Source organism: Rhodoferax ferrireducens (assembly GCF_031458075.1).
Lineage (GTDB): Bacteria > Pseudomonadota > Gammaproteobacteria > Burkholderiales > Burkholderiaceae_C > Rhodoferax_B > Rhodoferax_B ferrireducens_A.
The window spans coordinates 95,727-122,494 of record NZ_JAVDXT010000007.1 but is presented as its reverse complement, the minus strand read 5'-3'; the positions used below and the strand labels follow the sequence as shown (position 1 = coordinate 122,494).

Annotated in this window: 33 protein-coding genes and 1 tRNA gene; 29 read left to right on the top strand and 5 right to left on the bottom strand. The window is 59.7% G+C overall.

Annotated features, from left to right (window positions below; genetic code table 11):
* Positions 1 to 60: 60 nt before the first annotated feature.
* Entirely contained in the window at positions 61 to 1,554 is a 1,494-nt protein-coding gene (gene glpK / locus J2X19_RS24835; RefSeq protein WP_310377128.1) for a glycerol kinase GlpK, read from the bottom strand.
* Between the two features lie 20 nt (positions 1,555 to 1,574).
* A complete protein-coding gene (locus tag J2X19_RS24830; RefSeq protein WP_116608250.1) occupies positions 1,575 to 2,342 on the bottom strand; it encodes a DeoR/GlpR family DNA-binding transcription regulator in 768 nt (255 codons plus the stop codon).
* 147 nt (positions 2,343 to 2,489) lie between these two features.
* Here J2X19_RS24830 and J2X19_RS24825 point away from each other — a divergent pair, with 147 nt between their 5' ends.
* The 26 genes from J2X19_RS24825 (at position 2,490) to J2X19_RS24700 (ending at position 20,246) form a co-directional block, all read left to right on the top strand.
* Positions 2,490 to 3,578 (top strand): ABC transporter ATP-binding protein, encoded by a 1,089-nt coding sequence (locus J2X19_RS24825; protein ID WP_116608251.1) that lies wholly within the window; start codon positions 2,490 to 2,492, stop codon positions 3,576 to 3,578.
* Positions 3,578 to 4,648, top strand: coding sequence for an ABC transporter ATP-binding protein (locus J2X19_RS24820; protein WP_310377127.1), 1,071 nt, complete (start codon positions 3,578 to 3,580; stop codon positions 4,646 to 4,648). Before J2X19_RS24825 ends, J2X19_RS24820 begins: the two co-directional genes overlap by 1 nt.
* The gene (locus tag J2X19_RS24815; protein ID WP_116608253.1) at positions 4,645 to 5,538 is read left to right on the top strand and encodes a carbohydrate ABC transporter permease; all 894 of its coding nucleotides are present in this window, start codon (positions 4,645 to 4,647) and stop codon (positions 5,536 to 5,538) included. Before J2X19_RS24820 ends, J2X19_RS24815 begins: the two co-directional genes overlap by 4 nt.
* Positions 5,531 to 6,343, top strand: coding sequence for a carbohydrate ABC transporter permease (locus J2X19_RS24810; RefSeq protein ID WP_116608254.1), 813 nt, complete (start codon positions 5,531 to 5,533; stop codon positions 6,341 to 6,343). Before J2X19_RS24815 ends, J2X19_RS24810 begins: the two co-directional genes overlap by 8 nt.
* A 21-nt stretch (positions 6,344 to 6,364) precedes the next feature.
* Complete coding sequence (locus J2X19_RS24805) at positions 6,365 to 6,673, top strand: DUF2160 domain-containing protein (protein WP_116608255.1); 309 nt, start codon at positions 6,365 to 6,367, stop codon at positions 6,671 to 6,673.
* Positions 6,674 to 6,765: 92 nt separating this feature from the next.
* Positions 6,766 to 8,496 carry an ABC transporter substrate-binding protein gene (locus J2X19_RS24800; RefSeq protein WP_092757609.1) on the top strand — a complete coding sequence of 577 codons (1,731 nt, stop codon included), beginning with the start codon at positions 6,766 to 6,768 and terminating at the stop codon, positions 8,494 to 8,496.
* A gap of 120 nt (positions 8,497 to 8,616) precedes the next feature.
* Entirely contained in the window at positions 8,617 to 10,221 is a 1,605-nt protein-coding gene (locus J2X19_RS24795; RefSeq protein WP_310377126.1) for a glycerol-3-phosphate dehydrogenase/oxidase, read from the top strand.
* A complete protein-coding gene (locus J2X19_RS24790; protein WP_310377125.1) occupies positions 10,218 to 11,057 on the top strand; it encodes an HAD-IIB family hydrolase in 840 nt (279 codons plus the stop codon). The genes J2X19_RS24795 and J2X19_RS24790 overlap by 4 nt, the downstream gene beginning before the upstream one ends.
* Before the next feature lie 209 nt (positions 11,058 to 11,266).
* Positions 11,267 to 11,635: a 50S ribosomal protein L14 gene (rplN, locus tag J2X19_RS24785; protein WP_068674584.1), complete on the top strand. Its 369-nt coding sequence runs from the start codon at positions 11,267 to 11,269 to the stop codon at positions 11,633 to 11,635.
* Between the two features lie 9 nt (positions 11,636 to 11,644).
* Positions 11,645 to 11,965, top strand: coding sequence for a 50S ribosomal protein L24 (rplX, locus tag J2X19_RS24780; RefSeq protein WP_092757612.1), 321 nt, complete (start codon positions 11,645 to 11,647; stop codon positions 11,963 to 11,965).
* Between the two features lie 2 nt (positions 11,966 to 11,967).
* The gene (gene rplE / locus J2X19_RS24775) at positions 11,968 to 12,507 is read left to right on the top strand and encodes a 50S ribosomal protein L5 (protein ID WP_092757876.1); all 540 of its coding nucleotides are present in this window, start codon (positions 11,968 to 11,970) and stop codon (positions 12,505 to 12,507) included.
* Positions 12,508 to 12,515: 8 nt separating this feature from the next.
* Complete coding sequence (rpsN, locus tag J2X19_RS24770; RefSeq protein WP_092757613.1) at positions 12,516 to 12,821, top strand: 30S ribosomal protein S14; 306 nt, start codon at positions 12,516 to 12,518, stop codon at positions 12,819 to 12,821.
* A 21-nt stretch (positions 12,822 to 12,842) separates the two neighbouring features.
* Entirely contained in the window at positions 12,843 to 13,238 is a 396-nt protein-coding gene (gene rpsH / locus J2X19_RS24765; RefSeq protein ID WP_092757614.1) for a 30S ribosomal protein S8, read from the top strand.
* 16 nt (positions 13,239 to 13,254) lie between these two features.
* Positions 13,255 to 13,788 carry a 50S ribosomal protein L6 gene (rplF, locus tag J2X19_RS24760; protein WP_116608258.1) on the top strand — a complete coding sequence of 178 codons (534 nt, stop codon included), beginning with the start codon at positions 13,255 to 13,257 and terminating at the stop codon, positions 13,786 to 13,788.
* 11 nt (positions 13,789 to 13,799) lie between these two features.
* Entirely contained in the window at positions 13,800 to 14,165 is a 366-nt protein-coding gene (gene rplR, locus J2X19_RS24755; RefSeq protein WP_116608259.1) for a 50S ribosomal protein L18, read from the top strand.
* Positions 14,166 to 14,182: 17 nt separating this feature from the next.
* Positions 14,183 to 14,707 carry a 30S ribosomal protein S5 gene (gene rpsE, locus J2X19_RS24750; RefSeq protein WP_092757617.1) on the top strand — a complete coding sequence of 175 codons (525 nt, stop codon included), beginning with the start codon at positions 14,183 to 14,185 and terminating at the stop codon, positions 14,705 to 14,707.
* Positions 14,708 to 14,721: 14 nt separating this feature from the next.
* Complete coding sequence (gene rpmD / locus J2X19_RS24745; RefSeq protein WP_092757618.1) at positions 14,722 to 14,904, top strand: 50S ribosomal protein L30; 183 nt, start codon at positions 14,722 to 14,724, stop codon at positions 14,902 to 14,904.
* 9 nt (positions 14,905 to 14,913) lie between these two features.
* Positions 14,914 to 15,345 (top strand): 50S ribosomal protein L15, encoded by a 432-nt coding sequence (gene rplO / locus J2X19_RS24740; RefSeq protein ID WP_092757877.1) that lies wholly within the window; start codon positions 14,914 to 14,916, stop codon positions 15,343 to 15,345.
* Positions 15,346 to 15,368: 23 nt separating this feature from the next.
* A complete protein-coding gene (gene secY, locus J2X19_RS24735) occupies positions 15,369 to 16,685 on the top strand; it encodes a preprotein translocase subunit SecY (protein WP_116608260.1) in 1,317 nt (438 codons plus the stop codon).
* Between the two features lie 194 nt (positions 16,686 to 16,879).
* Positions 16,880 to 16,993 carry a 50S ribosomal protein L36 gene (gene rpmJ, locus J2X19_RS24730; RefSeq protein ID WP_028820150.1) on the top strand — a complete coding sequence of 38 codons (114 nt, stop codon included), beginning with the start codon at positions 16,880 to 16,882 and terminating at the stop codon, positions 16,991 to 16,993.
* 23 nt (positions 16,994 to 17,016) lie between these two features.
* On the top strand, positions 17,017 to 17,382 hold the full coding sequence (gene rpsM / locus J2X19_RS24725) for a 30S ribosomal protein S13 (RefSeq protein WP_092757620.1): 366 nt from the start codon (positions 17,017 to 17,019) through the stop codon (positions 17,380 to 17,382).
* Positions 17,383 to 17,400: 18 nt separating this feature from the next.
* Positions 17,401 to 17,805 carry a 30S ribosomal protein S11 gene (rpsK, locus tag J2X19_RS24720; protein WP_092757621.1) on the top strand — a complete coding sequence of 135 codons (405 nt, stop codon included), beginning with the start codon at positions 17,401 to 17,403 and terminating at the stop codon, positions 17,803 to 17,805.
* Positions 17,806 to 17,915: 110 nt separating this feature from the next.
* A complete protein-coding gene (gene rpsD / locus J2X19_RS24715; RefSeq protein ID WP_092757622.1) occupies positions 17,916 to 18,539 on the top strand; it encodes a 30S ribosomal protein S4 in 624 nt (207 codons plus the stop codon).
* 108 nt (positions 18,540 to 18,647) lie between these two features.
* Positions 18,648 to 19,640 carry a DNA-directed RNA polymerase subunit alpha gene (locus J2X19_RS24710; RefSeq protein ID WP_092757623.1) on the top strand — a complete coding sequence of 331 codons (993 nt, stop codon included), beginning with the start codon at positions 18,648 to 18,650 and terminating at the stop codon, positions 19,638 to 19,640.
* 109 nt (positions 19,641 to 19,749) lie between these two features.
* Positions 19,750 to 20,148, top strand: coding sequence for a 50S ribosomal protein L17 (rplQ, locus tag J2X19_RS24705; RefSeq protein ID WP_092757624.1), 399 nt, complete (start codon positions 19,750 to 19,752; stop codon positions 20,146 to 20,148).
* Between the two features lie 21 nt (positions 20,149 to 20,169).
* Positions 20,170 to 20,246 (top strand) — tRNA-Met (locus J2X19_RS24700).
* Positions 20,247 to 20,408: 162 nt separating this feature from the next.
* Here J2X19_RS24700 and J2X19_RS24695 read toward each other — a convergent pair.
* A complete protein-coding gene (locus J2X19_RS24695) occupies positions 20,409 to 21,086 on the bottom strand; it encodes a ProQ/FINO family protein (RefSeq protein ID WP_310377124.1) in 678 nt (225 codons plus the stop codon).
* A 67-nt stretch (positions 21,087 to 21,153) separates the two neighbouring features.
* On the opposite strand from J2X19_RS24695, the gene J2X19_RS24690 reads away from it, so the two are divergent.
* Positions 21,154 to 21,480 (top strand): hypothetical protein, encoded by a 327-nt coding sequence (locus tag J2X19_RS24690; protein ID WP_310377123.1) that lies wholly within the window; start codon positions 21,154 to 21,156, stop codon positions 21,478 to 21,480.
* Here the strand turns inward: J2X19_RS24690 and J2X19_RS24685 are convergent.
* Complete coding sequence (locus J2X19_RS24685; protein WP_310377122.1) at positions 21,477 to 23,564, bottom strand: molybdopterin-containing oxidoreductase family protein; 2,088 nt, start codon at positions 23,562 to 23,564, stop codon at positions 21,477 to 21,479. The genes J2X19_RS24690 and J2X19_RS24685 overlap by 4 nt on opposite strands.
* Before the next feature lie 29 nt (positions 23,565 to 23,593).
* Here J2X19_RS24685 and J2X19_RS24680 point away from each other — a divergent pair, with 29 nt between their 5' ends.
* Both J2X19_RS24680 and J2X19_RS24675 read left to right on the top strand, forming a co-directional pair.
* Positions 23,594 to 24,727 (top strand): ABC transporter substrate-binding protein, encoded by a 1,134-nt coding sequence (locus J2X19_RS24680; protein WP_116608263.1) that lies wholly within the window; start codon positions 23,594 to 23,596, stop codon positions 24,725 to 24,727.
* A 12-nt stretch (positions 24,728 to 24,739) separates the two neighbouring features.
* On the top strand, positions 24,740 to 25,930 hold the full coding sequence (locus J2X19_RS24675; RefSeq protein WP_310377121.1) for a M20 aminoacylase family protein: 1,191 nt from the start codon (positions 24,740 to 24,742) through the stop codon (positions 25,928 to 25,930).
* 69 nt (positions 25,931 to 25,999) lie between these two features.
* Here J2X19_RS24675 and J2X19_RS24670 read toward each other — a convergent pair whose 3' ends face one another.
* Positions 26,000 to 26,767, bottom strand: coding sequence for a type III pantothenate kinase (locus J2X19_RS24670; protein ID WP_116608265.1), 768 nt, complete (start codon positions 26,765 to 26,767; stop codon positions 26,000 to 26,002).
* Between the last annotated feature and the right edge of the window lies 1 nt (position 26,768).

Here is a 26,768-nt window from a genome sequence, read left to right as displayed (position 1 = left end):
TTGCGCTAGCACCATCCTAGGGTTAACCCTCTAGCGTATGTTTTACGCCACCATGTTGTTTTATTCCAATACGGTTTGCCGCACCGCATGTTCCCAGCGCGCCATCAATTCCGCAGCACGTTGCGTGCCAAGTGTTGGTAAAAACCGCCGTTCGGCGCGCCACAGTGCCGACAGCTCCTCGGTGTTGCGGTACACGCCGACCGCCAGTCCGGCCAGGTAGGCGGCACCCAGGGCGGTGGTTTCGGTGACGGCGGGGCGTATTACCGGGATGCCCAGCAGGTCGGCCTGGAACTGCATCAGCAGGTCGTTGACGCAGGCGCCGCCATCCACCCGCAGCTCGGCCACCGGCGTGCCGCCGGCCTGCACCGCGTCGCGGCCCATGGCCAGCAGCAGGGCGGCGCTTTGGTAGGCGATGCTTTCCAGCGCGGCGCGCGCGATGTGCGCCAGGGTGGTGCCGCGGCTCAGGCCGGTGATGCTGCCGCGGGCCTCGGGCTTCCAATACGGTGCGCCCAGGCCGGTAAAGGCGGGCACGAACATCACGCCGCCCGAATCGGGCACGCTTTGCGCGAGGTTTTGCACCTCACCGCTGTTCGGAATCGCGTGCAGGCCGTCGCGCAGCCACTGCACTACCGCGCCGCCGACGAAGACGCTGCCTTCGATGGCGAACTCTGGTTGCGCGGAGGGCTGGGCCGCGCTGGTGGTCAGCAGGCCGTTGTGGGAGGTCTGGAAGGTGCCACCCGTGTGCATCAGCATGAAGCAGCCGGTGCCATAGGTGTTCTTGGCCATGCCGGCCTTGAAGCAGGCCTGGCCGAACAGCGCGCTCTGCTGGTCGCCAGCCGCGCCGCCAATGGGGATGGCGTGGCCTAGCAGCGCGGGGCTGATCTCACCGTAGATGGCGCTGCTGGGCTTCACGGCCGGCATCAGGCTGGGCGGTATGTCCAGCATGGCCAGCAGTTCGGCATCCCATTGGTTGCTGTGCACATTGAACAGCATGGTGCGCGATGCATTGCTGACGTCGGTGGCATGCACCCGGCCTTCGGTGAGCTGCCACATCAGCCAGCTGTCGATGGTGCCGAAGGCCAACTCACCGCGTTCGGCCTGGGCCCGGGCATTGGGCACGTTGTCCAGCAGCCATTTGAGCTTGGTGCCGGAAAAATAGGCGTCGACCAGCAACCCGGTCTTACGCTGGATCGTGTCGGCCAGGCCGTCGGCGCGCAGCTGCACGCAGGTGGGTTCGGCGCGCCGGTCCTGCCAGACGATGGCGTGGTGGATGGGCTGGCCGGTGGCGCGGTTCCAGACCACCGTGGTTTCGCGCTGGTTGGTGATGCCGATGGCGCGGATGTCCTTGGCCTGCAGTTGGGCCTGGGCCAGGGCGGCGCGGGCCGTGGCCAGCTGGGTGCGCCAGATTTCCGCGGGATCGTGCTCGACCCAGCCGGGCTGCGGGAAGATTTGCGGCAATTCCAGCTGCGACTGGCTGACGATGTGGCCGTCGGCATGGAACACGATGCTGCGGGAGCTGGAGGTGCCCTGGTCGAGCGCGAGGAGATAGGTCATGGTGAAGCTGGAGGGAAGCGTTATGGCGTTGCAATATGGCAGCGCACCTGGGCGTCGCGCAATAGGGCGGTGAAGGGTTCGGGTACCGGGGCGTCGGTGAACAGGCGGTCGATCTGCGACAGGCTGGCCACTTCGACCATCGCCGGGCGGTTGAACTTGCTGCTGTCGGCCGCCATCCAGACCTCGCGCGCGTGGCTGATGATGGCCTGCGAAACCTTGACTTCGCGGTAGTCGAAGTCGCGCAAAGTGCCGTCCGATTCAATCGCCGAAATGCCGATCAGCGCAATATCCACCTTGAACTGGCGTATGAAATCGATAGCTGCCTCGCCGACCACGCCGCGGTCGCGTCCCCGCACCACGCCGCCCGCGATGATGACTTCGCACTGCGGATTGGCGCACAGGATGGTGGCCACGTTCAGGTTGTTGGTGATCACGCGCAAGCCCTTGTGTTGCAGCAAGGCCTTGGCGATGGCTTCGGTGGTGGTGCCGATGTTGAGGATCAGCGAGCAGTCGTTGGGCACCTCGGCCGCCACCGCGCGGGCGATGCGGGCCTTGCCTTCGGCATGCAGGTTTTCGCGCTGCGGATGGGCGATGTTTTCAATGGTCGAGCTGGGCACGCGTACGCCGCCGTGGAAGCGGGTCAATAGGCCATCGTCGGCCAGGCGCTGTACGTCGCGGCGCACGGTTTGCAGGGTGACACCCAGTTTCTCGGCCAACTGGTCGACGGTGAAAGAGCCTTGGGCCTGCACGGCATGCAGCAGCAGGAGTTGGCGGGGGTTGGGATTCACAGTGTTTCGTTATGCATAAAAGACGTGTGCAGACTTTAAAACGAAAGACAAAGAACGAACCGAGGGTTGTTACTGATAAAAAAGAAACACAAACGAACAATAATTATCAAATTCGAAGATTTGTACCAGTAGCAACAAAGGAATGTGATGCAGTTGAGCTTAGAAGGCATCAGCAAAAAGGTGGGGGCGCAGACCTGGTTGTATGAGATGGGCTTGTCGCCCCAGCCCGGCGCGGTCACCGTATTGCTGGGTGCCACCCAAGCGGGCAAGACCAGCCTGATGCGCATCATGGCCGGGCTGGATGTGCCCAGCCATGGCCGTGTGCGGGTCGACGGCGTGGATGTGACCGGCCAGCCGGTGCGTGAGCGCAACGTGGCCATGGTCTACCAGCAGTTCATCAACTACCCGTCGCTCAAGGTGCGCGACAACATCGCTTCGCCGCTCAAGCTGCGTGGCGAAAAGAACCTGGAACAACGGGTGCGCGAGCTGGCCGAGAAGCTGCACATCGAGATGTTTTTGGACCGCTATCCGGCCGAGTTGTCGGGCGGCCAGCAGCAGCGCGTGGCGCTGGCACGGGCGCTGGCCAAGGCTGCGCCGCTGATGCTGCTGGACGAGCCCTTGGTGAACCTGGACTACAAGCTGCGCGAAGAGCTGCGGGATGAACTGAGCTCCCTGTTCGCGGCCGGTGAATCCACCGTGGTCTACGCCACGACCGAGCCCGGCGAAGCCTTGCTGCTCGGCGGCTATACCGCCGTGATGGATGCGGGCGAGCTGCTGCAGTACGGCCCTACGGCCGAGGTGTTCCACCAGCCCAAATCGCTGAGGGTGGCCCGGGCTTTCAGCGACCCGCCGATGAACCTGGTCGCCGCACACACCGCCGCCGGCGGCGTGCAGTTGCAGGCCGGCCCGCTGCTGGCACTGGCGTTGCCGCCGACCACCCCGGGTGGCTTGTTGACTGTAGGCCTGCGTGCCAGTGCGCTGCGGGTGCAGGCACGTCCCGGTGACGTGGCCTTGAACGGGCAGGTCGAGCTGGCCGAGATCTCGGGTTCCGATACCTTTGTGCACGTGTCTACGCCTATCGGTGAGCTGGTCGCCCAGCTGACCGGCGTGCATTACTTTGAACTGGGCACCGCTTTGACCTTGTACTTCCATGCCACCCAGGCCTATGTGTTTGATGCCCAGGGCGCCTTGTTGCTGGCCCCAGTACGCAAGGCGAACGCCGGGGGAGCGATCTAATGGCCCGCATCGAACTCGATCTGGCGCACGCCTACCGCGCCAACCCCACGCAAGACAGCGACTACGCCTTGCTGCCGCTGAAGATGACATTTAATGACGGCGGCGCCTATGCCTTGCTGGGCCCGTCGGGCTGCGGCAAGACCACCATGCTGAATATCATGTCGGGCTTGCTGGCGCCGTCGCAGGGCACGGTACTGTTTGATGGCAAGGACGTGACCCGTGCCTCGCCGCAGGAGCGCAACATCGCCCAGGTGTTCCAGTTTCCGGTGATCTACGACACCATGACCGTGGCCGAGAACCTGGCGTTTCCGCTGCGCAACCGCAAGGTGCCGCAGGCGCAGATCGACAAGCGCGTCGGCGAGATCGCCGAGATGCTGGAGATGAGTGGTCAGTTGAACCAGCGGGCGGCCAATCTGGCGGCGGATGCCAAGCAAAAGATCTCGCTGGGCCGCGGCCTGGTGCGTCCCGACGTATCGGCTGTACTGTTCGACGAACCGCTGACCGTGATCGACCCGCACCTGAAATGGCAGTTGCGCCGCAAGCTCAAGCAGATCCACCGCGAACTCAAGCTGACCCTGATCTACGTGACCCACGACCAGGTCGAGGCTCTGACCTTTGCCGAACAGGTGGTGGTGATGACGCGCGGCCGCGCCGTGCAAGTGGGCTCAGCCGATGCCTTGTTCGAGCGGCCCAGCCATACCTTTGTGGGTAACTTCATCGGCTCGCCGGGCATGAACTTCCTACCCGCCACCGCGACCGCGGATGTGCTGCAGGTTGCGGGTGCGCAGTGGTTTCTGCCGCGCGCATTGCCTGAGGGCGCGCTCAAGCTGGGTGTGCGACCCGAGTACGTTTCGCTGGCCCAGCCCGCCAGTGCCGGGGCTTTGCGCTGCACGGTCTCCAAGATCCAGGACGTGGGCACCCATGTGATGCTGACCGCCAGCGTGGACGGCCAGACGCTGAAGGCCCGGCTGAGTCCGGAGGTGCAACTGCCGGCCGAGGGTGAGGAAGTTTGGCTGCAGGTGCTGGGAGAGCACACCTGCTTTTATAAGAACGAGGAGATTGTGCAATGAGCACTACGACGAAACCGGTGAACCAGAAGGCCTGGTTCTTGATTCTGCCGGTGCTGCTCTGTGTGGCGTTCTCCGCCATCATTCCGCTGATGACGGTGGTGAACTATTCGGTGCAGGACATTATTTCGCCCGAGCGCCGGGTGTTCGTGGGCACCGAGTGGTTTGTGGCGGTGATGCGCGACGAAGAGCTGCACGCCGCGCTGCTGCGCCAGCTGACTTTCTCGCTGTCGGTGCTGGCGGTCGAGCTGCCGCTGGGCATTCTGTTGGCCTTGTCCATGCCGGCGGATGGCTGGAAGGCCTCGGTGGTGCTGGTGATCGTGTCGCTGTCGCTGCTGATTCCATGGAACGTGGTGGGCACCATTTGGCAGATATTCGGTCGCTCCGATATCGGTCTGTTGGGGGCTGCGCTGCAAGGCCTGGGCATCGAGTACAGCTATACCGGCAATGCGGCCCATGCCTGGCTGACGGTGCTGGTCATGGACGTGTGGCATTGGACGCCGCTGGTGGCCTTGCTCGGCTATGCGGGCCTGCGCTCGATTCCCGATGCCTACTACCAGGCGGCGCGTATTGACGGCGCCAGCAAGTTCGCGGTGTTCCGCTACATCCAGCTGCCCAAGATGCGTGGTGTGCTGATGATTGGCGTACTGCTGCGCTTCATGGACAGCTTCATGATCTACACCGAGCCGTTTGTGTTGACCGGTGGCGGACCTGGCAATGCGACCACCTTCCTGTCGCAGTTCCTGACGCAAAAAGCCGTGGGCCAGTTCGACCTGGGGCCGGCGGCCGCGTTCTCGCTGATCTACTTTCTGATCATCCTGCTGCTGTGTTTTATTTTGTACAACTGGATGCAGCGCGTCGGCACCCAAGAGAAAGAAGGCGGCCATGAATAAGCCCAAGTTCCAGAAGCGGACGATCTTCCTGCTGGCCTACATCGTCTTCGCCCTGCTGCCAATCTACTGGATGGTGAATATGTCGTTCAAGACGAACGGCGAAATCGTGGCCAGCTTTTCGCTGATCCCCCAGCACTTTACCTGGGACAACTACCGCACCATCCTGACCGATCCATCCTGGTATTCGGGCTATGTCAACAGCCTGATCTACGTCAGCATCAACATGGTGATCACGCTCACGGTAGCCTTGCCAGCGGCCTATGCCTTCTCGCGCTACAGCTTTCTGGGCGATAAGCATGTGTTCTTCTGGTTGCTGACCAACCGCATGACGCCACCCGCTGTGTTCCTGCTGCCGTTCTTCCAGCTCTACACCACGGTGGGCCTGATGGACACCCACCTGGCGGTGGCCCTCGCGCATCTGCTGTTCAGCGTGCCGCTGGCGGTATGGATTCTGGAAGGTTTCATGAGCGGCATTCCGCGTGAGATTGACGAGACAGCCTATATCGACGGCTATACCTTCCCACGTTTCTTCATCACCATCTTCCTGCCGCTGATCAAGGCCGGTGTAGGCGTGGCGGCGTTCTTCTGCTTCATGTTCAGCTGGGTCGAGCTGCTGCTGGCCCGCACCCTGACCAGCGTGAACGCCAAGCCCATCGTGGCCACCATGACGCGCACTGTGTCGGCCTCCGGCATGGACTGGGCCACGCTGGCAGCGGCCGGCGTGCTGACCATTGTTCCAGGCGCCATCGTGATCTGGTTTGTGCGCAACTACATCGCCAAGGGCTTCGCCATGGGGCGGGTGTGATCGGTCTAACAGGAGATTCGTATGTTTGAGTGGATGGCGTGGACCTTGCCGGTCGCAGTGTTCTTTGTTTGCATCGCGCTGATGCTGGTGGGTATGACGGTGTGGGAAATCAAGTCGCCCACCACGGTGCGGCGTGGTTTCCTGCCGATGGAAACCACCCGCGGTGACCGCTTGTTCATCGGCCTGTTGAGCGCGGCCTATGTGAACCTGGCGTTTGTGGGTTTGAGCGGCAAGTTTGCCGAGTGGTTCAGCCTGGACGGCGACCCCTCGATCTGGATCAGCTTCGTGCTGTCCATGGTGTTGCTGGTGCTGGTCATGCGCAAGGGCTGAGCAGTGTTTTTTCAAGGATTCGGCTTCCATTGCCCCCAGAGCCGAGCAAGCCTTTCGTTCCATGGGGGTGTACACCAATGAGGAGACGAGACATGAAGATGCGTTATTCCCTACTGGCCGTTGCAGCCGCTTGCGCGCTGACCGGCCATGCATTCGCCGACGAAGCGGCTGCCAAGAAGTGGATCGATAGCGAGTTCCAGCCTTCTACCTTGAGCAAGGACCAGCAGACTGCCGAGTTGAAGTGGTTCATCGAAGCGGCCAAGAAGCTGCAGGCCAAGGGCGTGAAGGAAATTTCGGTCGTGTCCGAAACCATCACCACCCACGAATACGAGAGCAAGACGCTGGCCAAGGCGTTTGAAGAAATCACCGGCATCAAGGTCAAGCACGACCTGATCCAGGAAGGCGACGTGGTCGAGAAGCTGCAAACCTCGATGCAGTCGGGCAAGTCGATCTATGACGGCTGGATCACCGACTCGGACCTGATCGGTACCCACTACCGCTACGGCAAGATCATGAATCTGACCGACTACATGGAAGGCAAGGGCAAGGAGTGGACCAACCCCGGTTTGGACCTGAAAGACTTCATCGGCACCAGCTTCACCACCGGCCCGGACAAAAAGCTCTACCAACTGCCCGACCAGCAGTTCGCCAACCTGTACTGGTTCCGTGCCGATCTGTTTGCCCGCCAGGACTTGAAAGACAAGTTCAAAGCCAAGTACGGCTATGAGCTCGGCGTGCCACAGAATTGGAGCGCCTACGAAGATATTGCCGCATTCTTCAGCGAAGACGTGAAGACTATCGACGGCAAGCCCGTCTATGGCCACATGGACTACGGCAAAAAAGACCCGTCCCTGGGTTGGCGCTTCACCGATGCCTGGCTGTCCATGGCTGGTACGGCCGACATTGGCAACCCCAACGGTTTGCCGGTGGACGAATGGGGTATCCGCGTAGGCGCCGACAAGTGCACCCCGGTGGGGGCCTCGGTGTCGCGTGGCGGTGCAACCAATTCGCCTGCTGCGGTGTACGCTTTGACCAAGTACGTGGACTGGATGAAGAAGTACGCGCCCAAAGAGGCCAGCGGCATGACCTTCGGCGAAGCCGGCCCCGTGCCCGCCCAGGGCCAGATCGCCCAGCAAATCTTCTGGTACACCGCCTTCACCGCCGACATGATCAAGCCCGGCCTGCCCGTGGTGAATGCCGACGGCACGCCCAAGTGGCGCATGGCACCCGGCCCGAATGGCCCGTACTGGAAGCAAGGCATGCAGAACGGCTACCAGGACGTGGGTTCCTGGACCTTCTTCGCCAACCATGACGCCGACAAGACCGCTGCTGCCTGGCTGTACGCGCAGTTCGTGACCGCCAAGACCACCTCGCTGAAAAAGACCACGGTGGGCCTGACCCCGATCCGCGAGTCCGACATCCAGAGCAAGGCCATGACCGATATGGCCCCCAAGTTGGGTGGTTTGGTCGAGTTCTACCGCAGCCCTGCCCGTGTTGCCTGGTCGCCCACCGGCACCAATGTGCCCGATTACCCCAAGCTGGCCCAACTGTGGTGGAAAAACGTGGCCCAGGCCGTGACGGGTGAAAAGACCCCGCAAGGCGCGATGGACAATCTGGCGGAAGAGATGGACCAGGTGATGTCTCGCCTGGAGCGCGCTGGCATGGCCCATTGCGCACCCAAGCTCAATCCCAAGGGTGACCCCAACAAGTACCTGAGCGACAAGGGTGCTCCCTGGAAGAAGCTGGCCAACGAAAAGCCAAAGGGCGAAACCATTGCCTACGAGACGCTGCTGAATGCCTGGAAGAACGGCAAGGTGCGCTAACTTCGTAACAGAGATGCAATAGGCTCTGAACTGGCCGCGTGGACTGGGTTCCGCGCGGCCGTTTCTCACCCGGCACGGTTCGCGCTTGGCGGGTTTATTTGATGGTTGGAATTTAGGTTTATGACGCTCGCATCTCCCCCCCAAGCTACTGTGCGTGCCGCCCTGGTGGCGCAGCTGACGGCACCTGTCCGCTACGACGTGGTGGTGATCGGCGGTGGTGCGACAGGTTTGGGTGTGGCGCTGGATGCCGCGTCCCGTGGATTTAGCGTGGCCTTGGTGGAGTCGCATGACTTTGCCAAGGGCACTTCGTCGCGCGCTACCAAACTGGTGCATGGTGGCGTGCGCTACCTGGCCCAGGGCAATATCGCCCTGGTCCGCGAGGCCCTGCACGAGCGCACCACGCTGCTGCATAACGCGCCGCACCTGGCCCAGCCGCTGGCTTTTGTGATGCCCTCGTACAAGCTGCTGGACACGCCTTTTTATGGCATCGGGCTGAAGATCTATGACGCCCTGGCCGGCAAGGCCGGGCTTGGGCCTACCGAGTTTTTAGGGCGAGACAAAACCCTGCAGTACCTGCCCACCGTCCAGGCGCAAGGCTTGAAGGGCGGTGTGAAGTACTGGGATGGCCAGTTTGACGATGCACGTTTGGCACTGGTGCTGGCACGTACCGCGGCCGCCCATGGCGCGGTCTTGGTCAATTACTGCGTGGCCACCGGCCTACTGCACGAAGACGGCAAGGTCGCCGGTGTGCACTGCGAAGACCGCGAAACCGGCGCCCAGATCACGCTGCGGGCCGGCTGCGTGGTTAACGCCACTGGCGTCTGGGTCGATGACTTCCGGCAGAAGGACGGCGCGGCGACCGGCTGGGCCGCCAAACCCATGGTCGCGCCCAGCCAGGGCGTGCACATCGTGGTGGACCGCGATTTCTTGCCCGGCGACCATGCCATGCTGGTACCCAAGACGGCCGATGGCCGTGTGCTGTTTGCCGTACCCTGGCTGGGCAAGGTCATTCTGGGCACCACCGATACCCCGCGCGACGATCTGGCCCGCGAACCCCGTCCGTTTAAGGAAGAGGTGGAGTTCATTCTGAGCGAATCGGCGCGCTATCTGAGTCGCGCGCCTACGCGGGCCGACGTCAAGAGTGTCTGGGTCGGCCTGCGTCCGCTGGTCAAGCCACAGGACGACGATGGCGGCAATACCAAGGGCATCAGCCGTGAGCACACGGTGCTGGTCAGCCGCAGCGGGCTGGTGACGGTGACCGGCGGCAAATGGACTACTTACCGCGCCATGGCCGAGGATGTGCTGGACAAATGTTTCGATGCGGCCCTGCTGCAGCCGCGCAAGCCCGGCGTGACCGCCGGCCTGCGCCTGGTGGGGGCCGGCGAGGCGACCGACTTGGCGCCGCCGCAGCAGAAGCTTAGCGACCCACCAGGTTGGCAGGCCTACGGTACCGAGCAACCTGCCGTCCGCGCCTTGCCGGGGGCGGACCGGCTGTTGGGTGGTGGTTTGACCGAGGCCATGGTGCGTTTCGCCGCGCGCTTCGAATATGCACGCACGGTGGAAGATGTGTTGGCCCGTCGCAGCCGCTTGCTGTTCCTGGATGCCCGGTTGGCCGCATCCTTGGCGACGGACGTGGCGGAAATCCTGCTGCAGGAAACCGGCGTGGATCCGCAAAAAGATGCATTTGTTGCGCTGGCGCAACTCTATTTGACCCTGCCGACGTGATCCCCTTGGCGCAATGGCCGCAGGCACAGCGGCGCGGGCTGGTCGGTGTGCTGACCGATATTGACGATACCTTGACCACCGACGGCGCCATCACCGCCGATGCCTTGCAAGCCTTGGCTGATCTGAAGGCCGCGGGTTTTGCGGTGATCGCCATCACGGGCCGCCCGGTGGGGTGGAGCGAGCCGTTTGCCTGCAGCTGGCCGGTGGACGCCATCGTTGCGGAGAACGGCGCGGTTGCGCTGTTAAATACTAGCCAAATTGGCCTCCAGCGCAATCAGGATAAGCGGGAGCTGCTATCAAAACTATATATCCAGGATGCCACAACCCGGCAGACTAACTTTGCCCGCATGCAGCAGGTGGCGCAGCGGGTGCTGGCTGAAGTGCCGGGCACCCGTCTGTCCGAGGATTCGCCGGGGCGGGAGACCGACATCGCGATCGACCACAGTGAATTCACCTGCCTGCCGCCGGACAAGATTGCCCAGGTGGTGGCGATCCTGCGGGCCGAGGGCATGCATGCGACCGTCAGCTCCATCCATATCAATGGCTGGTTTGGCGAGCACAACAAATGGGTGGGCGCGCGCTGGATCGTGCGCAGCCTGTTCGGCCGCGAGCTGGAGGGCGAGCCGGACCGCTGGGCCTATGTGGGCGACTCGACCAACGACCAGTTGATGTTTGCCGCCTTGCCGCACAGTATTGGCGTAGCGAATGTGCGCCGTTTTGAAGCCAATCTATCGTCCAAGCCGCGTTACATCACCTGCGGCGAACGGGGTGCGGGCTTTGCCGAAGTGGCCCAGGCCATTTTGGCGGCCCGCGGCGCGGGTGTTGTGGCTTCTTGACAAGGGAGTACGGCGTTTTTCTTTGTGGGGTGTTGACGCACTCTAATTAATTCTGCATAATCGTGGGCTTCGCTTCCAAAAAGCGATGCTTCTGCCCAAAGGAAGCGCTATGAGTGGTTTGTAGCGTGGACGACGGGCCCAAGACTGATCAGGCGTGGTGCTTAACGAACTTAGGCAGTGCAACTGATGCAAGTTGGGAAAACATAGACATGATCCAAACTGAATCCCGGTTAGATGTTGCCGACAATACTGGCGCGAAATCCGTTCTCTGCATCAAGGTGCTGGGCGGCTCCAAGCGTCGCTATGCCAGCGTTGGCGACGTCATCAAAGTGAGCATCAAAGAAGCCGCTCCTCGTGGTCGCGTCAAAAAAGGCGAGATCTACAGTGCAGTGGTGGTGCGCACGGCCAAAGGCATCCGTCGTGCAGACGGTTCGCTGGTCAAATTCGACGGCAACGCAGCAGTGTTGCTCAATGCAAAGCTGGAGCCCATCGGCACCCGCATCTTTGGACCCGTGACGCGCGAACTGCGTACCGAAAAGTTCATGAAGATCGTGTCCCTGGCTCCCGAAGTTCTGTAAGGACGCACCATGAACAAAATTCGCAAAGGCGACCAAGTCGTTGTGCTCACCGGGCGCGACAAGGGCAAGCGCGGCACCGTGGCGCTGCGCAAAGATGACTCTTACCTGTTGATCGATGGCATCAACATGGTCAAGAAGCACGCTAAACCCAACCCCATGAAGGGCGAGGCCGGCGGCATCATCGAAAAGAACATGCCGATTCACCAGTCCAACGTAGCTATCTTCAATGCAGCTACCGGCAAGGCTGATCGGGTTGGAATCAAGTTGCTGGCAGATGGCAAGCGCACCCGCGTTTACAAGTCTAGCGGCGAAGAAATCAAGGTGGCATGAGCATGGCACGTCTACAACAACTCTATCGCGACAAGGTCGCTCCCGAGCTGATGGCCAAGTTTGGCTACACCTCGCCTATGCAGGTTCCACGTTTCACCAAGATCACCCTGAACATGGGTGTGAGTGAAGCGGTTTCCGACAAGAAGGTCATGGACAATGCTGTTGCCGATCTGACCAAGATCGCAGGCCAGAAGCCTGTGGTGACCAAGGCCAAGAAGGCTATCGCCGGTTTCAAGATCCGCGAAGGCCAGGCCATTGGTTGCATGGTGACTTTGCGTGGCGTACAGATGTTTGAGTTCCTGGACCGTTTCGTTACCGTGGCTCTGCCCCGCGTACGTGACTTCCGTGGTATCTCTGGCCGCGCTTTCGACGGCCGTGGTAACTACAACATCGGCGTGAAAGAGCAGATCATTTTCCCTGAAATCGAGTACGACAAGGTTGATGCCTTGCGCGGCCTCAATATCAGCATCACGACGACGGCCAAGAACGACGAAGAGTGCAAGGCACTGCTCGCCGGCTTCCGTTTTCCGTTCAAGAACTGAGGTGACGTGTGGCTAAACAAGCTCTGATTCAGCGTGAACTCAAGCGTGACCAACTGGTCGCCAAGTACGCAGCAAAACATGCAGAGTTGAAGGCAACTTCGACCGATGCCAAGAAGACCGACGAAGAGCGCGCAGCTGCTCGCTTGGCTTTGCAAAAGCTTCCACGCAATGCAAACCCCACGCGTCAACGTAACCGTTGCGCTATCACGGGTCGTCCTCGTGGAACATTCCGTCAGTTTGGTCTGGCTCGCGCAAAGATTCGCGAACTGGCTTTTGCTGGCGACATCCCCGGTATGGTCAAGGCCAGCTGGTAAGTAAGGCAGGAGAACCTAAACATGAGTATGAGTGATCCCATCGCCGACTTGCTGACTCGCATCCGCAACGCGCAAATGGTGGCCAAAACGACGGTATCGATTCCTTCTTCCAAAGTGAAGGTTGCGATTGCCCAAGTCCTGAAGGACGAAGGCTACATTGACGGCTTCAAGGTGAAAACCGAAGACGGCAAAAGCGAACTCGAAATTACCTTGAAATATTACGCCGGTCGCCCTGTGATCGAACGTATTGAGCGCGTAAGCCGTCCCGGCCTGCGTGTTTACAAAGGCCACGGTGCCATTCCTCAAGTCATGAACGGCTTGGGTGTGGCGATTGTTACCACTCCGCAAGGCGTGATGACGGACCGCAAAGCCCGCGCTACCGGTATCGGTGGCGAAGTCTTGTGCTACGTCGCTTAAGCAGGAGAAATAGCAAATGTCTCGCGTAGGAAAAATGCCTGTTGCTATCCCCGCTGGTGTGGATGTAGCAATCAAGGACGACCAAATCAATGTCAAGGGCACCGGCGGTACGCTGTCGTTGACCCAAAATGCGCTGGTCACGGTAAAGAATGACGCTGGCAAACTCACGTTTGTCCCCGCCAACGACTCCCGTGAAGCCAACGCCATGTCGGGCACCATGCGTCAGCTGGTGAACAACATGGTGGTGGGTGTGACCAAGGGTTTCGAGAAGAAGCTGAGCCTGATCGGTGTGGGCTACAAAGCCGCAGCCCAGGGCACCAAGCTGAACTTGACCGTGGGTTATTCGCATCCCGTGAATAAAGAAATGCCAGCTGGCATCACCGTAGCGACGCCTACCCCCACGGAAATCGTGATCAAGGGTGCGGACCGCCAACGCGTGGGCCAAGTGGCTGCTGAGATCCGTGCAATTCGTCCTCCCGAGCCTTACAAGGGCAAGGGCATCCGTTATTCGGATGAGAAGATCACGATCAAAGAAACCAAGAAGAAATAAGGAGCCGCAACATGTTGACCAAAAAAGAACAGCGTCTCCGCCGTGCGCGTCAAACCCGCATTCGTATTGCGACCCAAGGCGTTGCACGTCTGACGGTAAACCGTACGAATCTGCATATTTACGCAAGCGTTATTTCTGGCGACGGTGCCAAGATCCTGGCCAGCGCATCCACCGCCGAAGCGGCTGTGCGCAAAGAGCTGGGCGGTTCTGGCAAGGGTGGCAACACCACCGCAGCACAGGCCATCGGCAAGCTGATTGCTGAAAAGGCAAAAGCTGCTGGCGTTGAAAAAGTAGCGTTTGATCGCTCAGGTTTTGCGTACCACGGACGCGTCAAGGCGCTTGCCGATGCTGCCCGCGAAGCTGGCTTGCAGTTCTAAGCAGATCGGAATAAATCATGGCTAAAGTTCAAGGAAAAATGCAAGGTAAGGCTGAAGGGCCTGAAGACGGCTTGCGTGAAAAGATGATCGCGGTCAACCGCGTTACCAAGGTGGTCAAGGGTGGCCGTATTCTTGGTTTCGCAGCGTTGACCGTGGTAGGCGATGGCGAAGGCCGCGTTGGCATGGGCAAGGGCAAATCGAAAGAAGTGCCTGCTGCTGTGCAAAAAGCAATGGAAGAAGCCCGTCGCAACATGGTTAAGGTGACTTTGAAGAACGGTTCCGTTTTTCACAAAGTGACCGGCCAGCATGGCGCTGCTAACGTGATGATGGCTCCGGCTCCTAAGGGTACCGGCATCATTGCAGGCGGCCCAATGCGCGCAGTGTTTGAAGTGATGGGTATCACCGATATCGTGGCCAAGAGCCATGGTTCGTCGAACCCTTACAACATGGTGCGTGCCACCTTGGATGCATTGCGTAATTCGACCACTCCTTCTGACATTGCTGCCAAGCGCGGCAAAAATGTCGAAGAAATCTTCGTCTGAGCAAGGTTATTCAAATGACAACGCAACAAACACTCAAAGTGACGCTGGTTCGCAGCCCGATTGGTACCAAAGAATCGCACCGTGCAACCGTTCGTGGCTTGGGTCTGCGCAAGATTCGCAGCGTAAGCGAATTGCAAGACACGCCCGAAGTCCGCGGCATGATCAACAAGATCAGTTATCTGGTCAAAATCATCTAAGGATTGACGATGGAACTCAATGGCATTAAGCCCGCAGAGGGTGCAAAGCACGCCAAACGTCGCGTCGGTCGCGGCATTGGCTCTGGTCTGGGTAAGACTGCGGGTCGTGGCCATAAAGGTCAGAAATCCCGTTCTGGTGGTTACCACAAGGTTGGTTTTGAAGGCGGTCAAATGCCTATGCAACGCCGTCTGCCCAAGCGTGGTTTTAAATCGCATCTGCTGAAGTTCAACGCGGAAGTCACTTTGACTGCACTCGAGCAATTGGGTCTGGCCGAAGTGGATGTTTTGGTATTGAAGCAAGCTGGCTTGGTAGGCGAGTTGGCTAAGGTCATCAAGGTTATCAAGACGGGCGAACTGACCAAGGCAGTCAAGCTCACCGGTATCGGCGCAACCGCTGCTGCCAAGGTGGCGATTGAGGCTGCCGGCGGTAGCCTGGTTTAAGTAATTGTTGAAGGAAATATTCGGTGGCAACTAGCGCACAAATTGCGAAGACGGGTAAGTTTGGTGATCTACGTCGCCGCTTGGTGTTTTTGCTGCTCGCGTTGGTTGTCTACCGGATAGGTGCACATATTCCCGTGCCTGGTATTGATCCTACGCAGTTGCAGCAACTGTTTAATGGCCAGCAAGGCGGCATATTGAGTTTGTTCAATATGTTCTCGGGTGGTGCTTTGTCGCGCTTTACGGTATTTGCTTTGGGCATCATGCCCTACATTTCTGCCTCCATCATCATGCAGTTGATGGGCTATGTAGTGCCGATGTTTGAGCAGATGAAGAAAGAGGGCGAAGCCGGGCGTCGCAAGATTACCCAGTACACCCGTTATGGAACACTGGGCTTGGCTCTCTTCCAGTCTTTGGTGATTGCCACTGGTTTGGAAAGCTCTCCTGGTCTGGTTTTGTCCCCAGGTTTTGGTTTCCGTATGACGGCGGTAGTCAGTTTGACTGCCGGTACGATGTTTCTGATGTGGTTGGGTGAGCAAATTACCGAGCGTGGTTTGGGTAATGGCATCTCCATCCTGATTTTTGCCGGTATTGCGGCAGGTTTACCTGGGTCTATTGGCGGATTGCTTGAATTGGTGCGGACTGGTGCGATGAGCATTATTTCGTCGATCTTCATTGTTGCTGTTGTTGCTCTGGTTACCTACTTTGTTGTATTTGTAGAGCGCGGTCAGCGGAAGATCCTCGTAAATTATGCGCGCCGACAAGTGGGTAATAAAGTTTATGGGGGCCAGTCATCGCATTTGCCTTTGAAGCTGAATATGGCAGGTGTAATTCCTCCCATTTTTGCTTCGTCGATTATCTTGTTGCCTGCAACGGTTGTGAATTGGTTCAGTACTTCTGAATCGCTACGCTGGTTGAAGGATGTTGCCGGCATGTTGAGCCCAGGCCAGCCTGTGTATGTGCTCTTCTACGCAAGTGCCATCGTGTTTTTCTGCTTTTTTTACACGGCATTGGTTTTTAATAGCCGTGAAACTGCAGATAACTTGAAGAAGAGTGGCGCGTTTATTCCCGGTATTCGTCCTGGTGAGCAAACTGCCCGCTATATCGATAAGATTTTGTTGCGTTTGACTTTGGCTGGTGCGGTATACATTACTTTTGTATGTTTGATTCCTGAGATATTGGTTTTGAAGTACAACGTGCCGTTTAATTTTGGTGGAACCTCATTGCTCATCATTGTGGTGGTCACGATGGATTTCATGGCACAGGTTCAAAATTACATGATGTCGCAGCAATACGAATCGCTGCTGAAGAAGGCGAACTTTAAATCATCTGCAGGTGCTTAATCAGCATTTCTAGATGGGGAGTTTGCAGGTAGTCGTGTAGTCCTGGGACATATTTCTGCTGGGTAGAGATGTATATCTATATCCATGCATGGGATAAGGTAACGGTTAAGTTGATGCCCTTCGACTCGTCGTGGGCTCGTATTGTGTTCTGAGCCGGTTGGGCAAGATTTGCTAAAGAGTTTTAGGAGAATTAAATGAGAGTTTCAGCTTCGGTTAAGAAAATTTGCCGCAACTGTAAAGTCATCCGTCGCAAGGGTGTGGTTCGCGTGATCTGTACAGATCCCCGTCACAAACAGCGCCAAGGCTGATAGAAAAGTTTTAGAGGACGCACATGGCACGTATCGCTGGTATTAACATTCCGCCGCAACAGCATTCCGAAATCGGCTTAACCGCTATTTTCGGTATCGGTCGCACCCGCGCTCGCAAGATTTGCGAAGCTTGCGACATTGCATATTCCAAGAAGGTCAAAGACTTGACCGACGCAGATCTGGAAAAGATCCGCGACCAAATCGCCCAGTTCACGATTGAAGGCGATTTGCGTAGAGAAACCACGATGAACATCAAGCGATTGATGGACATCGGCTGCTACCGTGGTTTCCGCCACCGTCGCGGTTTGCCGATGCGTGGTCAGCGCACGCGTACCAACGCGCGCACCCGCAAGGGGCCGCGCAAGGCTGCGGCGTCTTTGAAGAAATAAAGGGATTGAGAGATCACTATGGCTAAAGCTCAACAAAGCAATGCATCGCAGCGTGTACGTAAGAAAGTTCGCAAGAACGTTTCTGACGGTGTCGCGCACGTGCATGCTTCATTCAACAACACCATCATCACGATCACCGATCGCCAAGGCAATGCGTTGTCTTGGGCTTCTTCGGGTGGCCAAGGTTTCAAGGGTTCGCGTAAATCGACACCATTTGCAGCCCAGGTCGCTTCTGAAGTGGCTGGTCGCGCCGCCATTGAACAAGGCATCAAGAATCTTGACGTCGAAATCAAGGGACCTGGTCCTGGCCGTGAATCGTCGGTTCGTGCACTGGGAGCACTCGGTATCCGTATCACCTCTATTGCAGACGTGACACCGGTTCCGCACAACGGCTGCCGCCCTCAAAAGCGTCGTCGTATTTAATTCGCCGAAATTTATTTTCGGACGAAGCTTTTTCATAAGCCCACCGCCATCTGCTGTGCGCAGGTGGCTCCCACGTTTATGCGTGGAAGATAATATTTAAGGAAGCTCAAGTGGCACGCTATCTCGGTCCTAAGGCCAAACTCTCTCGCCGTGAAGGCACCGATCTTTTCCTGAAGAGCGCACGTCGTTCGATCAGCGATAAGGCGAAATTCGACTCCAAGCCTGGTCAGCACGGCCGCACTTCCGGTGCCCGTACTTCTGACTTCGGTTTGCAGCTGCGCGAAAAGCAAAAAGTAAAGCGCATGTATGGTGTTCTGGAGCGTCAGTTCCGTCGCTATTTCGAAGAAGCTGATCGCCGTAAGGGCAACACTGGCGCCAATCTGCTGTTCCTGCTGGAATCGCGTTTGGACAACGTGGTGTACCGCATGGGCTTTGGTTCTACCCGTGCTGAAGCACGTCAACTGGTTTCGCACAAGGCGATTACCGTGAACGGCCAGTCGGTGAACATCCCCTCGTACATGGTCAAGACCGGCGACGTCGTAGCTATTCGCGACAAGTCTAAGAAGCAAAACCGTATTGTTGAAGCCTTGCAGTTGGCCCAGCAAGTTGGCTTGCCAGCTTGGGTTGAAGTGAGCATTGAAAAAGCTGAAGGCGTTTTCAAGAAGGTGCCTGATCGTGATGAGTTTGCTTCCGACGTCAACGAGTCCCTGATCGTTGAGTTGTATTCGCGTTAATTCCGCATTTTTCGTTTGATTTTGTTCCTAGGCTGCGGGGCACTGCGGTCTAGAACCAACACCTGCCTTACCGGTGTAACGAGCTGGGGGCAATGAGAGGAAGCATGCATGCAAACTAATTTGCTGAAACCCAAAGCCATCAACGTTGAGCAGCTTGGTCACAACCGTGCCAAAGTCGCGTTGGAGCCGTTCGAACGCGGTTACGGGCACACTTTGGGTAATGCACTACGTCGGGTACTGCTGTCCTCCATGGTCGGCTATTCGGCAACGGAAGTGACGATTGCTGGCGTGTTGCATGAGTATTCGTCGATTGATGGTGTGCAGGAAGATGTTGTCAACATTCTCTTGAATCTCAAAGGTGTAGTTTTCAAACTGCACAACCGCGACGAAGTCACCCTGAGCCTGCGTAAAGACGGTGACGGTGTGGTGACCGCTGCAGACATTCAGACTCCCCATGATGTCGAAATCATCAATCCAGAGCACGTGATTGCGCATTTGTCGCAAGGCGGCAAGCTGGATATGCAGATCAAGGTCGAAAAAGGCCGTGGTTATGTACCAGGTAGCATGCGCCGTTATGCGGACGAGCAAACCAAGTCGATCGGCCGCATTGTGTTGGATGCGTCTTTCTCGCCGGTTAAGCGCGTGAGCTACACGGTGGAAAGCGCCCGCGTTGAGCAGCGTACCGACCTGGATAAGCTGGTGGTTGAGATTGAAACCAACGGTGCGATCTCTGCAGAAGATGCGGTCCGTGCTTCGGCTAAAATCTTGGTGGAACAGCTGGCTGTGTTTGCACAGCTGGAAGGCAGCGAACTGGCCGGTGTGTTTGAACAACCTGCACCACGTGGTAACACGCAGTTTGATCCGATCTTGCTGCGCCCTGTCGATGAGCTGGAGTTGACGGTTCGTTCCGCGAACTGCCTCAAGGCCGAGAATATTTATTACATCGGTGACCTGATCCAGCGTACCGAAAATGAATTGCTCAAGACGCCTAATCTGGGCCGCAAGTCACTGAATGAAATCAAGGAGGTGCTCGCTTCGCGCGGCCTGACCTTGGGTATGAAGCTTGAGAGCTGGCCACCGGCCGGTCTCGATAAGCGTTAATTGGAAAGAGGCTTTAAAGGGCCTCATTTAAGAGAGACCCTCGCGGGTCTCAGTGCAACGTGCAGTACCTGATCCGGCTGCGCGTCAAAATAATTGAAAGGAATGCACCATGCGCCACGGACACGGACTTCGTAAACTTAATCGCACCAGCTCGCACCGCCTTGCTATGTTGCGCAACATGATGAATTCGTTGATCGAACACGAAGCCATCAAGACCACTTTGCCCAAGGCAAAGGAATTGCGCCGCGTCATCGAGCCAATGATCACTTTGTCTAAAGTGGCAACGGTTGCAAACCGCCGCCTGGCGTTTGACCGTTTGCGTGACCGCGATAGCGTCACCAAGTTGTTCAATGATCTGGGCCCCCGTTTCAACGCCCGTCCAGGTGGCTACACCCGTATTCTGAAAATGGGTTTCCGCGTGGGTGATAATGCGCCTATGGCTCTGGTTGAATTGGTTGACCGTGCTGAGTCAAAAGAAGTTGTAGAAATAGCAGCTGCTGCAGAATAAGCTGCTATAATAGAAAGATACCGCGCGATGGAGCAGCCTGGTAGCTCGTTGGGCTCATAACCCAAAGGTCGTAGGTTCAAATCCTACTCGCGCAACCAATCAGTGGCACTTCGGTGTTACGAGTTAAAAAACCCGCCTTGTGCGGGTTTTTTAATTTCCGGGGTTCTATTCCCCTTGCCTTAAAACGCTGCTTTCCTAACTAGCGGAAAGCAATCGATAAAGTCAGCATGGCGAGCGCTTATGCGGCCATGCTGAGGTCGTCAGGCCGTGCTCTTGCTGGCGCGCTCTTGTTTCGCACGTACCAGCGCATCTTCCGCCGTATCCACATCCATGCCGTACATGTCGGCGAACTGGGCCAGGGTCTGTCCGCTGGCTTCAAAGGCCTTCAGAAGTGCCTCGCGCTTGGCGGCAACCGCCCCATGTTCTGCGTAAGCATGGTCTAACAAGGCATTCCATGCCTCCAATGGTGGTTTGACCAGTTCCGCATACTCGCCGCGGCTCAAGCCCGAGGCTTCGAAAGCATTGCGTAACCGCATCCGGAGCTTGGCCTGTGAGGCCGCACTTTGACCGGCGCGATCCCGGCGTACCACTTCCATGATGGCTTGGTGGACGTGTTCGGGGGCCAGTTCTTCGACCGGGTTACCTTGCAGGTCATGGCGTGGGACACCCATGGCCACCTGCTCCAGATAGCGGGTGGAGCGCGTGTGCTGACCCAGGGCTTCGCGCAAGGCTTTGGCTTCCAGCAAGTCAGGGTGGTTGGCCACCAATTCATGGAAGACGCCCAACTTCAGGGGCAAGGCCTGTGCACCAAATACCTTGGGGTACAGCTCACGCAGCTTGGGCAGCAAAGGATGGATTTCTCGGGTCTGTGGTGCGCGCGCAGGCTTGGCGGTACGGCGGGGAGCTGGTGCGGTCGGTGTTGCGGGGGAGCTTGTCACGGTGGTGCTTGTCTTCGGTAAATGGAGAAATGGGGTGCGGATGGATCGCCTTCGCAGGGGCCCCATTTTGATCGAAAACCTCTATGTGCTGATCTGGCGCTTTATGCCGTGCGCTTTTGCGCTGGACCGCCCAGTCTCAATGGCCCAGCGAGATGCTCCGATGCCAAAGTGGTTGCGGGCAGGCAATAGCTTTGCTGCGACAATCGGCGCTCTCAAAATTTTGAAAGTGCTCATGGCTAAGAAAGCTCCCGTGGTTCCCGCAACTCCTCCAGAAGCAGTACGTACCAAACCGCTGCCCATTCCCGAAACCCCATTCAAGACGATTTGGCAAGTGGTGGGTACTCCACCTGCAGCCACCAAAGGCAAGGGCGAAAAGGCGACTGCCGCCGCCTAGGCGATGCCCGGGGTGGCGTGCTGTACTGGCGTGTCCAGTGCCACATCGACCCAGCAGTCGTAAAAGGTCGGAGCACGGCCCAGGTCCGTCAGCCGCTGGCTGGTCAGCTGGTTCACATTGCTGCCGTCCAGGCCCAGTTTGCGCCACCAAATTCCCATTCCATTCACCACGCCCGCACGGGCTCGGGGCGATACCTTTGCCTTGCAACGGTAGGTGCCGCGTTGGTTGAAAACGCGCACCACCGCCCCGGTGGTGATGCCCCGGGCTTGCGCATCACTTGCATGGATCTCCAATACCGGCTCCCCTTCAATGGCGCGCAAGCTGGTGACATTGACGAAGCTGGAGTTGAGGAAGTTACGCGCTGGCGGTGAAATCATCGCCAGTGGGTAATCGCCAGAGAGTCCGGCGCCCTCATAGTTCGGCAGGTAATCGGGCAGGCCATCCAGACCTTGCGCCGCCAGCCGCGCACTCCAAAACTCGCATTTGCCCGACGGCGTAGGGAACTGCCCTGTGGCGAACGGTGCATCCGGCAACGTAATCGTGGCAAAGCCATGTTCATCCAGAGCGCCGAAGTCCACCTGGTCGCCATAGGCCGTGCGGCACAAGGCCTCGTCGCTATCGTTGAAACAATCCTCGGTAAAACCCATGCGCGCAGCCAGCTCGCGGAAGATCTGGGTGTTGGGTTTGGACTGGCCTAGCGGTGCAATCGCCGGCCGGTTCAGCAAGGCATCGGTGTGGCCGTAGCTGCTGTGTACATCCCAATGCTCCAGCTGGGTGGTGGCGGGCAGGATGTAGTCGGCATAGTCGGCGGTATCGGTCTGGAAGTGTTCCAGCACCACGGTGAACAGGTCTTGGCGCGCAAAGCCTTGCACCACCTTGCCCGACTCCGGTGCCACGGCCACTGGATTGCTGTTGTAGACCACCAGCGCTTCGATCTTGGGCCCGATCGGGTCCAGCAAGGCATCGCCGATCGTGCTCATATTGACGGTGCGCGGCTGGCGTCCGGCCAGCAGATCGGGGCGCTGCAAAGCCGCGCGCTGCACCGGGAACTGGCCCGAGCTGCTCATCAGCACGCCACCTGCCCGGTGCCGCCAGGCGCCGATCAGCGCCGGCAGGCTGACGACGGCCCGCGTGGCATTGCCACCGCCGCGGGTGCGCTGCATGCCGTAGTTCAGGCGGATGGCCGCGGGTTGCCCGTTCACAAAGCATTGGCCGTAATCCTGCGCCAGCGCGCGTATCTGTTCCACAGGCACTCCGCAGACCTCGGCAGCGCGCTCGGGCGGCCATTCCAGAGCCCGAGCGCGCAAGGCAGCCCAGCCCAGCGTGTGCTCGGCCAGGTAGGCATGGTCCAGCCAGTCGTGCCGGACCAGTTCATGCATCAGGGCGAAGGCCAGCGCGGCGTCGGTACCCGGGCGCAGGGCGATGTGCGCATGGCATTTTTCGGCGGTTTCGGTTTTGCGCGGATCGATGCACACCAGGCGGGCGCCATCGCGCTTGGCCTGCTGCACATAGCGCCAGAAATGCAGATTGCTGCCAATCGAATTGCTGCCCCAGATCAGGATTAGCTTGGACTCGGCAAAGAATTCCACCTTCATGCCGACTTTGCCGCCCAAGGTCTGCACCAGGCCCTCACCACCGGCCGAAGCGCAAATCGTCCGGTCCAGCAGGGACGCCCCCAGGCGATGAAAGAAGCGCGCGGCGATGCTTTCACCCTGCACCAGCCCCATGGTGCCCGCATAGCTATAGGGCACGATGGCCTCGGGGTTGCGGGCGGCGATGGCCTGCAGGCGGGCCGCGATGTCGGTCAGGGCCTCGTCCCAGCTGACCGCAGCAAACTGCCCCGAGCCCTTGGGGCCCGTACGCTTCAGCGGCTGCAGGATGCGGTCCGGGTGGTAGCTGCGCTCGGTGTAGCGCGATACCTTGGTGCACAGCACGCCGTCGGTATGCGCATGCGCGGGGTTGCCCTGGACTTTGATGGCCACGCCGTTCTGCACCGTGGTCAGCAGCGCGCAGGTATCGGGGCAGTCGTGCGGACAGGCGCCGCGCACCAGGCTTGTCGCGGATTGGTCTGGGTCTTGCATCATGGGTTTATCGCTTCTGACAGAATAGGTCCATGATAAATCGCCGCCGTTTTTCCATCGCCGCCGGGGCTGCTGCAGTCGCTGGTATTTCAACCGTGCACGCGCAGCCCAACGGCAAGATACTGATCGGCCAGTCGGCTGCGCTCACCGGGCCGGCTGCGCAGCTCGGCCTGCAGTTTGCCCAGGGCGCCAAGTTGTACTTCGATCTGGTGAATGCCCAGGGCGGCGTGGAGCGTCGGCAGATTGAGCTGCGCTCGCTGGACGACGGCTACGAACCCGAGCGCTGTATCGAAAACACCCGCAAGCTGCTGGCCGATGACGTGCTGGCCTTGTTTGGCTACATCGGCACCCCGACCAGTCTGGCCGCGCTGCCGCTGGCGACGCAGGCGAAGACCGCATTTGTGGCGCCGTTCACCGGCGCCATGGCTTTGCGCACGCCGTTCAACCGATACGCCTTCCATGTACGTGCCTCCTACCAGGACGAGACCGCGTTGATCGTCAAGCAGCTGACCCAGCTCGGGCTGGACCGGATCGCGGTGTTCTACCAGAACGATGCCTATGGCAAGGCCGGCCTGGACGGCGTGAACCTGGCCTTGTCGGCGCTGGGCCGCAAACCGGTGGCGCTGGCCACGGTGGAGCGCAACTCGGTGGACGTTGCGGCAGCTGTGCAAACCCTGCGCGCTGCCGAGCCCCACGCCATCGTGCAGATCAGCGCCTATAAGTCCTGTGCGGCCTTCATCCGTGCCGCGCGCAAGGCCGGCTTCGGCGGGCAGTTCTTCAACGTCTCCTTCGTCGGTACCCAGGCGCTGGCCGACGAGCTGGGCAAGGACGCTGCCGGCGTGGTGGTCTCGCAGGTCATGCCCTCACCCTACAGCCCGACTAGTGCCATTGCCCGCGAGTTCATCGCTGCGGTCAAGACCGCCGGCGGCGACGCCCGGGCCAATTTCTCCAGCATGGAGGGCTATCTGTCGGCCAAGGTGCTGGTGGATGGCCTGAAGCGCGCCGCTGGCAAAGGCCTGACGCGCGAGTCCCTGGTCGGCGGGCTGGAAGCGTTGGGCTCGCAGAGCTACGGCGGCTTTACCGTCAACTTCTCGGCCACCGACCATGTGGGGTCGAGTTTTGTCAATCTGTCCATGCTCACCGGCGACGGACGGGTGCGCACCTAAGGAGGGTCCACCATGCCCCTGATCGACACCCTGGTCCAGCAAGCGCCTGGCATCGCGGCCCTGCGCCGCGACCTGCACGCCCACCCCGAGCTGAGCTTCCAGGAGGTGCGTACCGCCGATCTGGTGGCGCAGCAGCTGACCGAATGGGGTATCCCCATCCACCGCGGCCTGGCCGGCACGGGCGTGGTCGGCATCCTGCAGAACGGCGATTCCAAGCGCGCCATCGGCCTGCGTGCCGACATGGACGCGCTGCCACTGCAGGAATTCAACACCTTCGCCCACGCCAGCCAGTACCCGGGCCAGATGCACGCCTGCGGCCATGACGGCCATACCGCCATGCTGCTGGCCGCCGCCCAGTACCTGGCCGCGCACCGCAACTTTGACGGCACGGTCTACCTGATCTTCCAGCCGGCCGAAGAAGGCGGTGGTGGTGCCCGCGACATGGTGCAAGAAGGCCTGTTCGAGCGCTTCCCCATGGACGCGGTGTTCGGCATGCACAACTGGCCGGGCATGCAGGTCGGCCAGTTCGCGCTCAGCCCCGGCCCGGTGATGGCCTCCAGCAACGAATTCAAGATCACCATCCGCGGCAGGGGCAGCCACGCCGCCATGCCGCAGATGGGGGTGGACCCGGTGCCGATTGCCTGCCAGATGGTGCTGGCCTTCCAGACCATCATCAGCCGCAACAAAAAGCCCATCGACGCCGGCGTGGTCTCGGTCACCATGGTGCATGGCGGCTCGGCCACCAATATCGTGCCCGACAGCGTCGAGCTGCAGGGCACGGTGCGCACCTTCAGCATCGAGGTGCTGGACCTGATCGAATCCCGCATGCGCCAGATTGCCGACAACCTGTGCAGCGCCTTCGACGCCCGCTGTGAGTTCGAGTTTGTGCGCAACTACCCACCCACCATCAATCACCCGGCCGAGGCCGAATTTGCCCGCCGTGTGATGGCCGAGGTAGTGGGCGCCGAGAACGTCATCGCCCAGGAGCCCACCATGGGCGCCGAAGACTTCGCCTTCATGCTGCTGGCCAAACCCGGCGCCTACTGCTTCATCGCCAATGGCGACGGCGACCACCGCGCCATCGGCCACGGCGCCGGCCCCTGCACCCTGCACAACCCCAGCTATGACTTCAACGACGACCTGATCCCCATGGGCGCCACCTACTGGGTGCGGTTGGCCGAAGCCTGGCTCAGGCCCAAATAAGTGTTTGCTATTGAATATATAGCTGGTGGCGCAGGTACTACCTGAGCTGGAGGCCTAAAAGCTTAAAAACTATGGCTTGAAGCGACCGGCAGCCATTTCCAGCAGGCCGTCGAAGATCAGGTTGTCCACCAGCTCGAACGGCACCGACATGCTGGGCGCCATCTTCCAGCCGGCGCCGCCGGTCATGAAGCAGGCCGGCTCGGCGCCGCAGTGCTGGCGCACATGCTGCACCATGCGCTCCACCGCGCCGGCAATCGCATAGGTGCCACCGCTGGTCAGGGCGTCGCTGGTATTGGTGGGGAACTCGCGCACCTCGCCGGTCGGCACGTGCAGGCCGGCGGTGCCCGATTCCAGCGCGCGCAGCATGATGCCGTGGCCGGGCAGGATCAGCCCGCCCAGAAACTTGCCCTGCGCGTCTATGGCCTCGACCGTCACCGCCGTGCCCACCATCACCACCACCATCGGCCGCTCCGGGCCCTGGGCCAGCATGCGGTGGCGCGCGCCCACCATGGCGACCCAGCGGTCGGCGCCCAGGCGGGTGGGGTGGTCGTAGCCATTGACCAGGCCAGCCTCGGCGGCGCTGGCCACCACCCACTGGGGTGCCACCTCCCACAGCTCCATCTGCTCGTGCACGCGGCGCTTGACCGCATCGCCGGCGACGATGCAGCCCAGCATCTGCTTGGGCGCGGCGAGCCCGGCCCAGGGGCCATCGGCCAGCTTGTCGATGTTCTCCAGAAACTCGGCGCCATGGGCCAACAAGGTGGCCCCAGGGCGGGGCGCTTCGTACAGCGACCACTTGAGGCGGGTGTTGCCAATGTCGATGGCGAGAAAACTCATC

Bases quoted from the DNA above. Each gene is read 5' to 3' on its own strand.
- glpK (WP_310377128.1), bottom strand. From the start codon at position 1,554: ATGACCTATCTCCTCGCGCTCGACCAGGGCACCTCCAGCTCCCGCAGC.
- J2X19_RS24825 (WP_116608251.1), top strand. From the start codon at position 2,490: ATGCAGTTGAGCTTAGAAGGCATCAGCAAAAAGGTGGGGGCGCAGACC.
- J2X19_RS24820 (WP_310377127.1), top strand. From the start codon at position 3,578: ATGGCCCGCATCGAACTCGATCTGGCGCACGCCTACCGCGCCAACCCC.
- J2X19_RS24815 (WP_116608253.1), top strand. From the start codon at position 4,645: ATGAGCACTACGACGAAACCGGTGAACCAGAAGGCCTGGTTCTTGATT.
- J2X19_RS24810 (WP_116608254.1), top strand. From the start codon at position 5,531: ATGAATAAGCCCAAGTTCCAGAAGCGGACGATCTTCCTGCTGGCCTAC.
- J2X19_RS24805 (WP_116608255.1), top strand. From the start codon at position 6,365: ATGTTTGAGTGGATGGCGTGGACCTTGCCGGTCGCAGTGTTCTTTGTT.
- J2X19_RS24800 (WP_092757609.1), top strand. From the start codon at position 6,766: ATGAAGATGCGTTATTCCCTACTGGCCGTTGCAGCCGCTTGCGCGCTG.
- J2X19_RS24795 (WP_310377126.1), top strand. From the start codon at position 8,617: ATGACGCTCGCATCTCCCCCCCAAGCTACTGTGCGTGCCGCCCTGGTG.
- rplN (WP_068674584.1), top strand. From the start codon at position 11,267: ATGATCCAAACTGAATCCCGGTTAGATGTTGCCGACAATACTGGCGCG.
- rplX (WP_092757612.1), top strand. From the start codon at position 11,645: ATGAACAAAATTCGCAAAGGCGACCAAGTCGTTGTGCTCACCGGGCGC.
- rplE (WP_092757876.1), top strand. From the start codon at position 11,968: ATGGCACGTCTACAACAACTCTATCGCGACAAGGTCGCTCCCGAGCTG.
- rpsH (WP_092757614.1), top strand. From the start codon at position 12,843: ATGAGTATGAGTGATCCCATCGCCGACTTGCTGACTCGCATCCGCAAC.
- rplF (WP_116608258.1), top strand. From the start codon at position 13,255: ATGTCTCGCGTAGGAAAAATGCCTGTTGCTATCCCCGCTGGTGTGGAT.
- rplR (WP_116608259.1), top strand. From the start codon at position 13,800: ATGTTGACCAAAAAAGAACAGCGTCTCCGCCGTGCGCGTCAAACCCGC.
- rpsE (WP_092757617.1), top strand. From the start codon at position 14,183: ATGGCTAAAGTTCAAGGAAAAATGCAAGGTAAGGCTGAAGGGCCTGAA.
- rpmD (WP_092757618.1), top strand. From the start codon at position 14,722: ATGACAACGCAACAAACACTCAAAGTGACGCTGGTTCGCAGCCCGATT.
- rplO (WP_092757877.1), top strand. From the start codon at position 14,914: ATGGAACTCAATGGCATTAAGCCCGCAGAGGGTGCAAAGCACGCCAAA.
- rpmJ (WP_028820150.1), top strand. From the start codon at position 16,880: ATGAGAGTTTCAGCTTCGGTTAAGAAAATTTGCCGCAACTGTAAAGTC.
- rpsM (WP_092757620.1), top strand. From the start codon at position 17,017: ATGGCACGTATCGCTGGTATTAACATTCCGCCGCAACAGCATTCCGAA.
- rpsK (WP_092757621.1), top strand. From the start codon at position 17,401: ATGGCTAAAGCTCAACAAAGCAATGCATCGCAGCGTGTACGTAAGAAA.
- J2X19_RS24710 (WP_092757623.1), top strand. From the start codon at position 18,648: ATGCAAACTAATTTGCTGAAACCCAAAGCCATCAACGTTGAGCAGCTT.
- rplQ (WP_092757624.1), top strand. From the start codon at position 19,750: ATGCGCCACGGACACGGACTTCGTAAACTTAATCGCACCAGCTCGCAC.
- J2X19_RS24685 (WP_310377122.1), bottom strand. From the start codon at position 23,564: ATGATGCAAGACCCAGACCAATCCGCGACAAGCCTGGTGCGCGGCGCC.
- J2X19_RS24680 (WP_116608263.1), top strand. From the start codon at position 23,594: ATGATAAATCGCCGCCGTTTTTCCATCGCCGCCGGGGCTGCTGCAGTC.
- J2X19_RS24675 (WP_310377121.1), top strand. From the start codon at position 24,740: ATGCCCCTGATCGACACCCTGGTCCAGCAAGCGCCTGGCATCGCGGCC.
- J2X19_RS24670 (WP_116608265.1), bottom strand. From the start codon at position 26,767: ATGAGTTTTCTCGCCATCGACATTGGCAACACCCGCCTCAAGTGGTCG.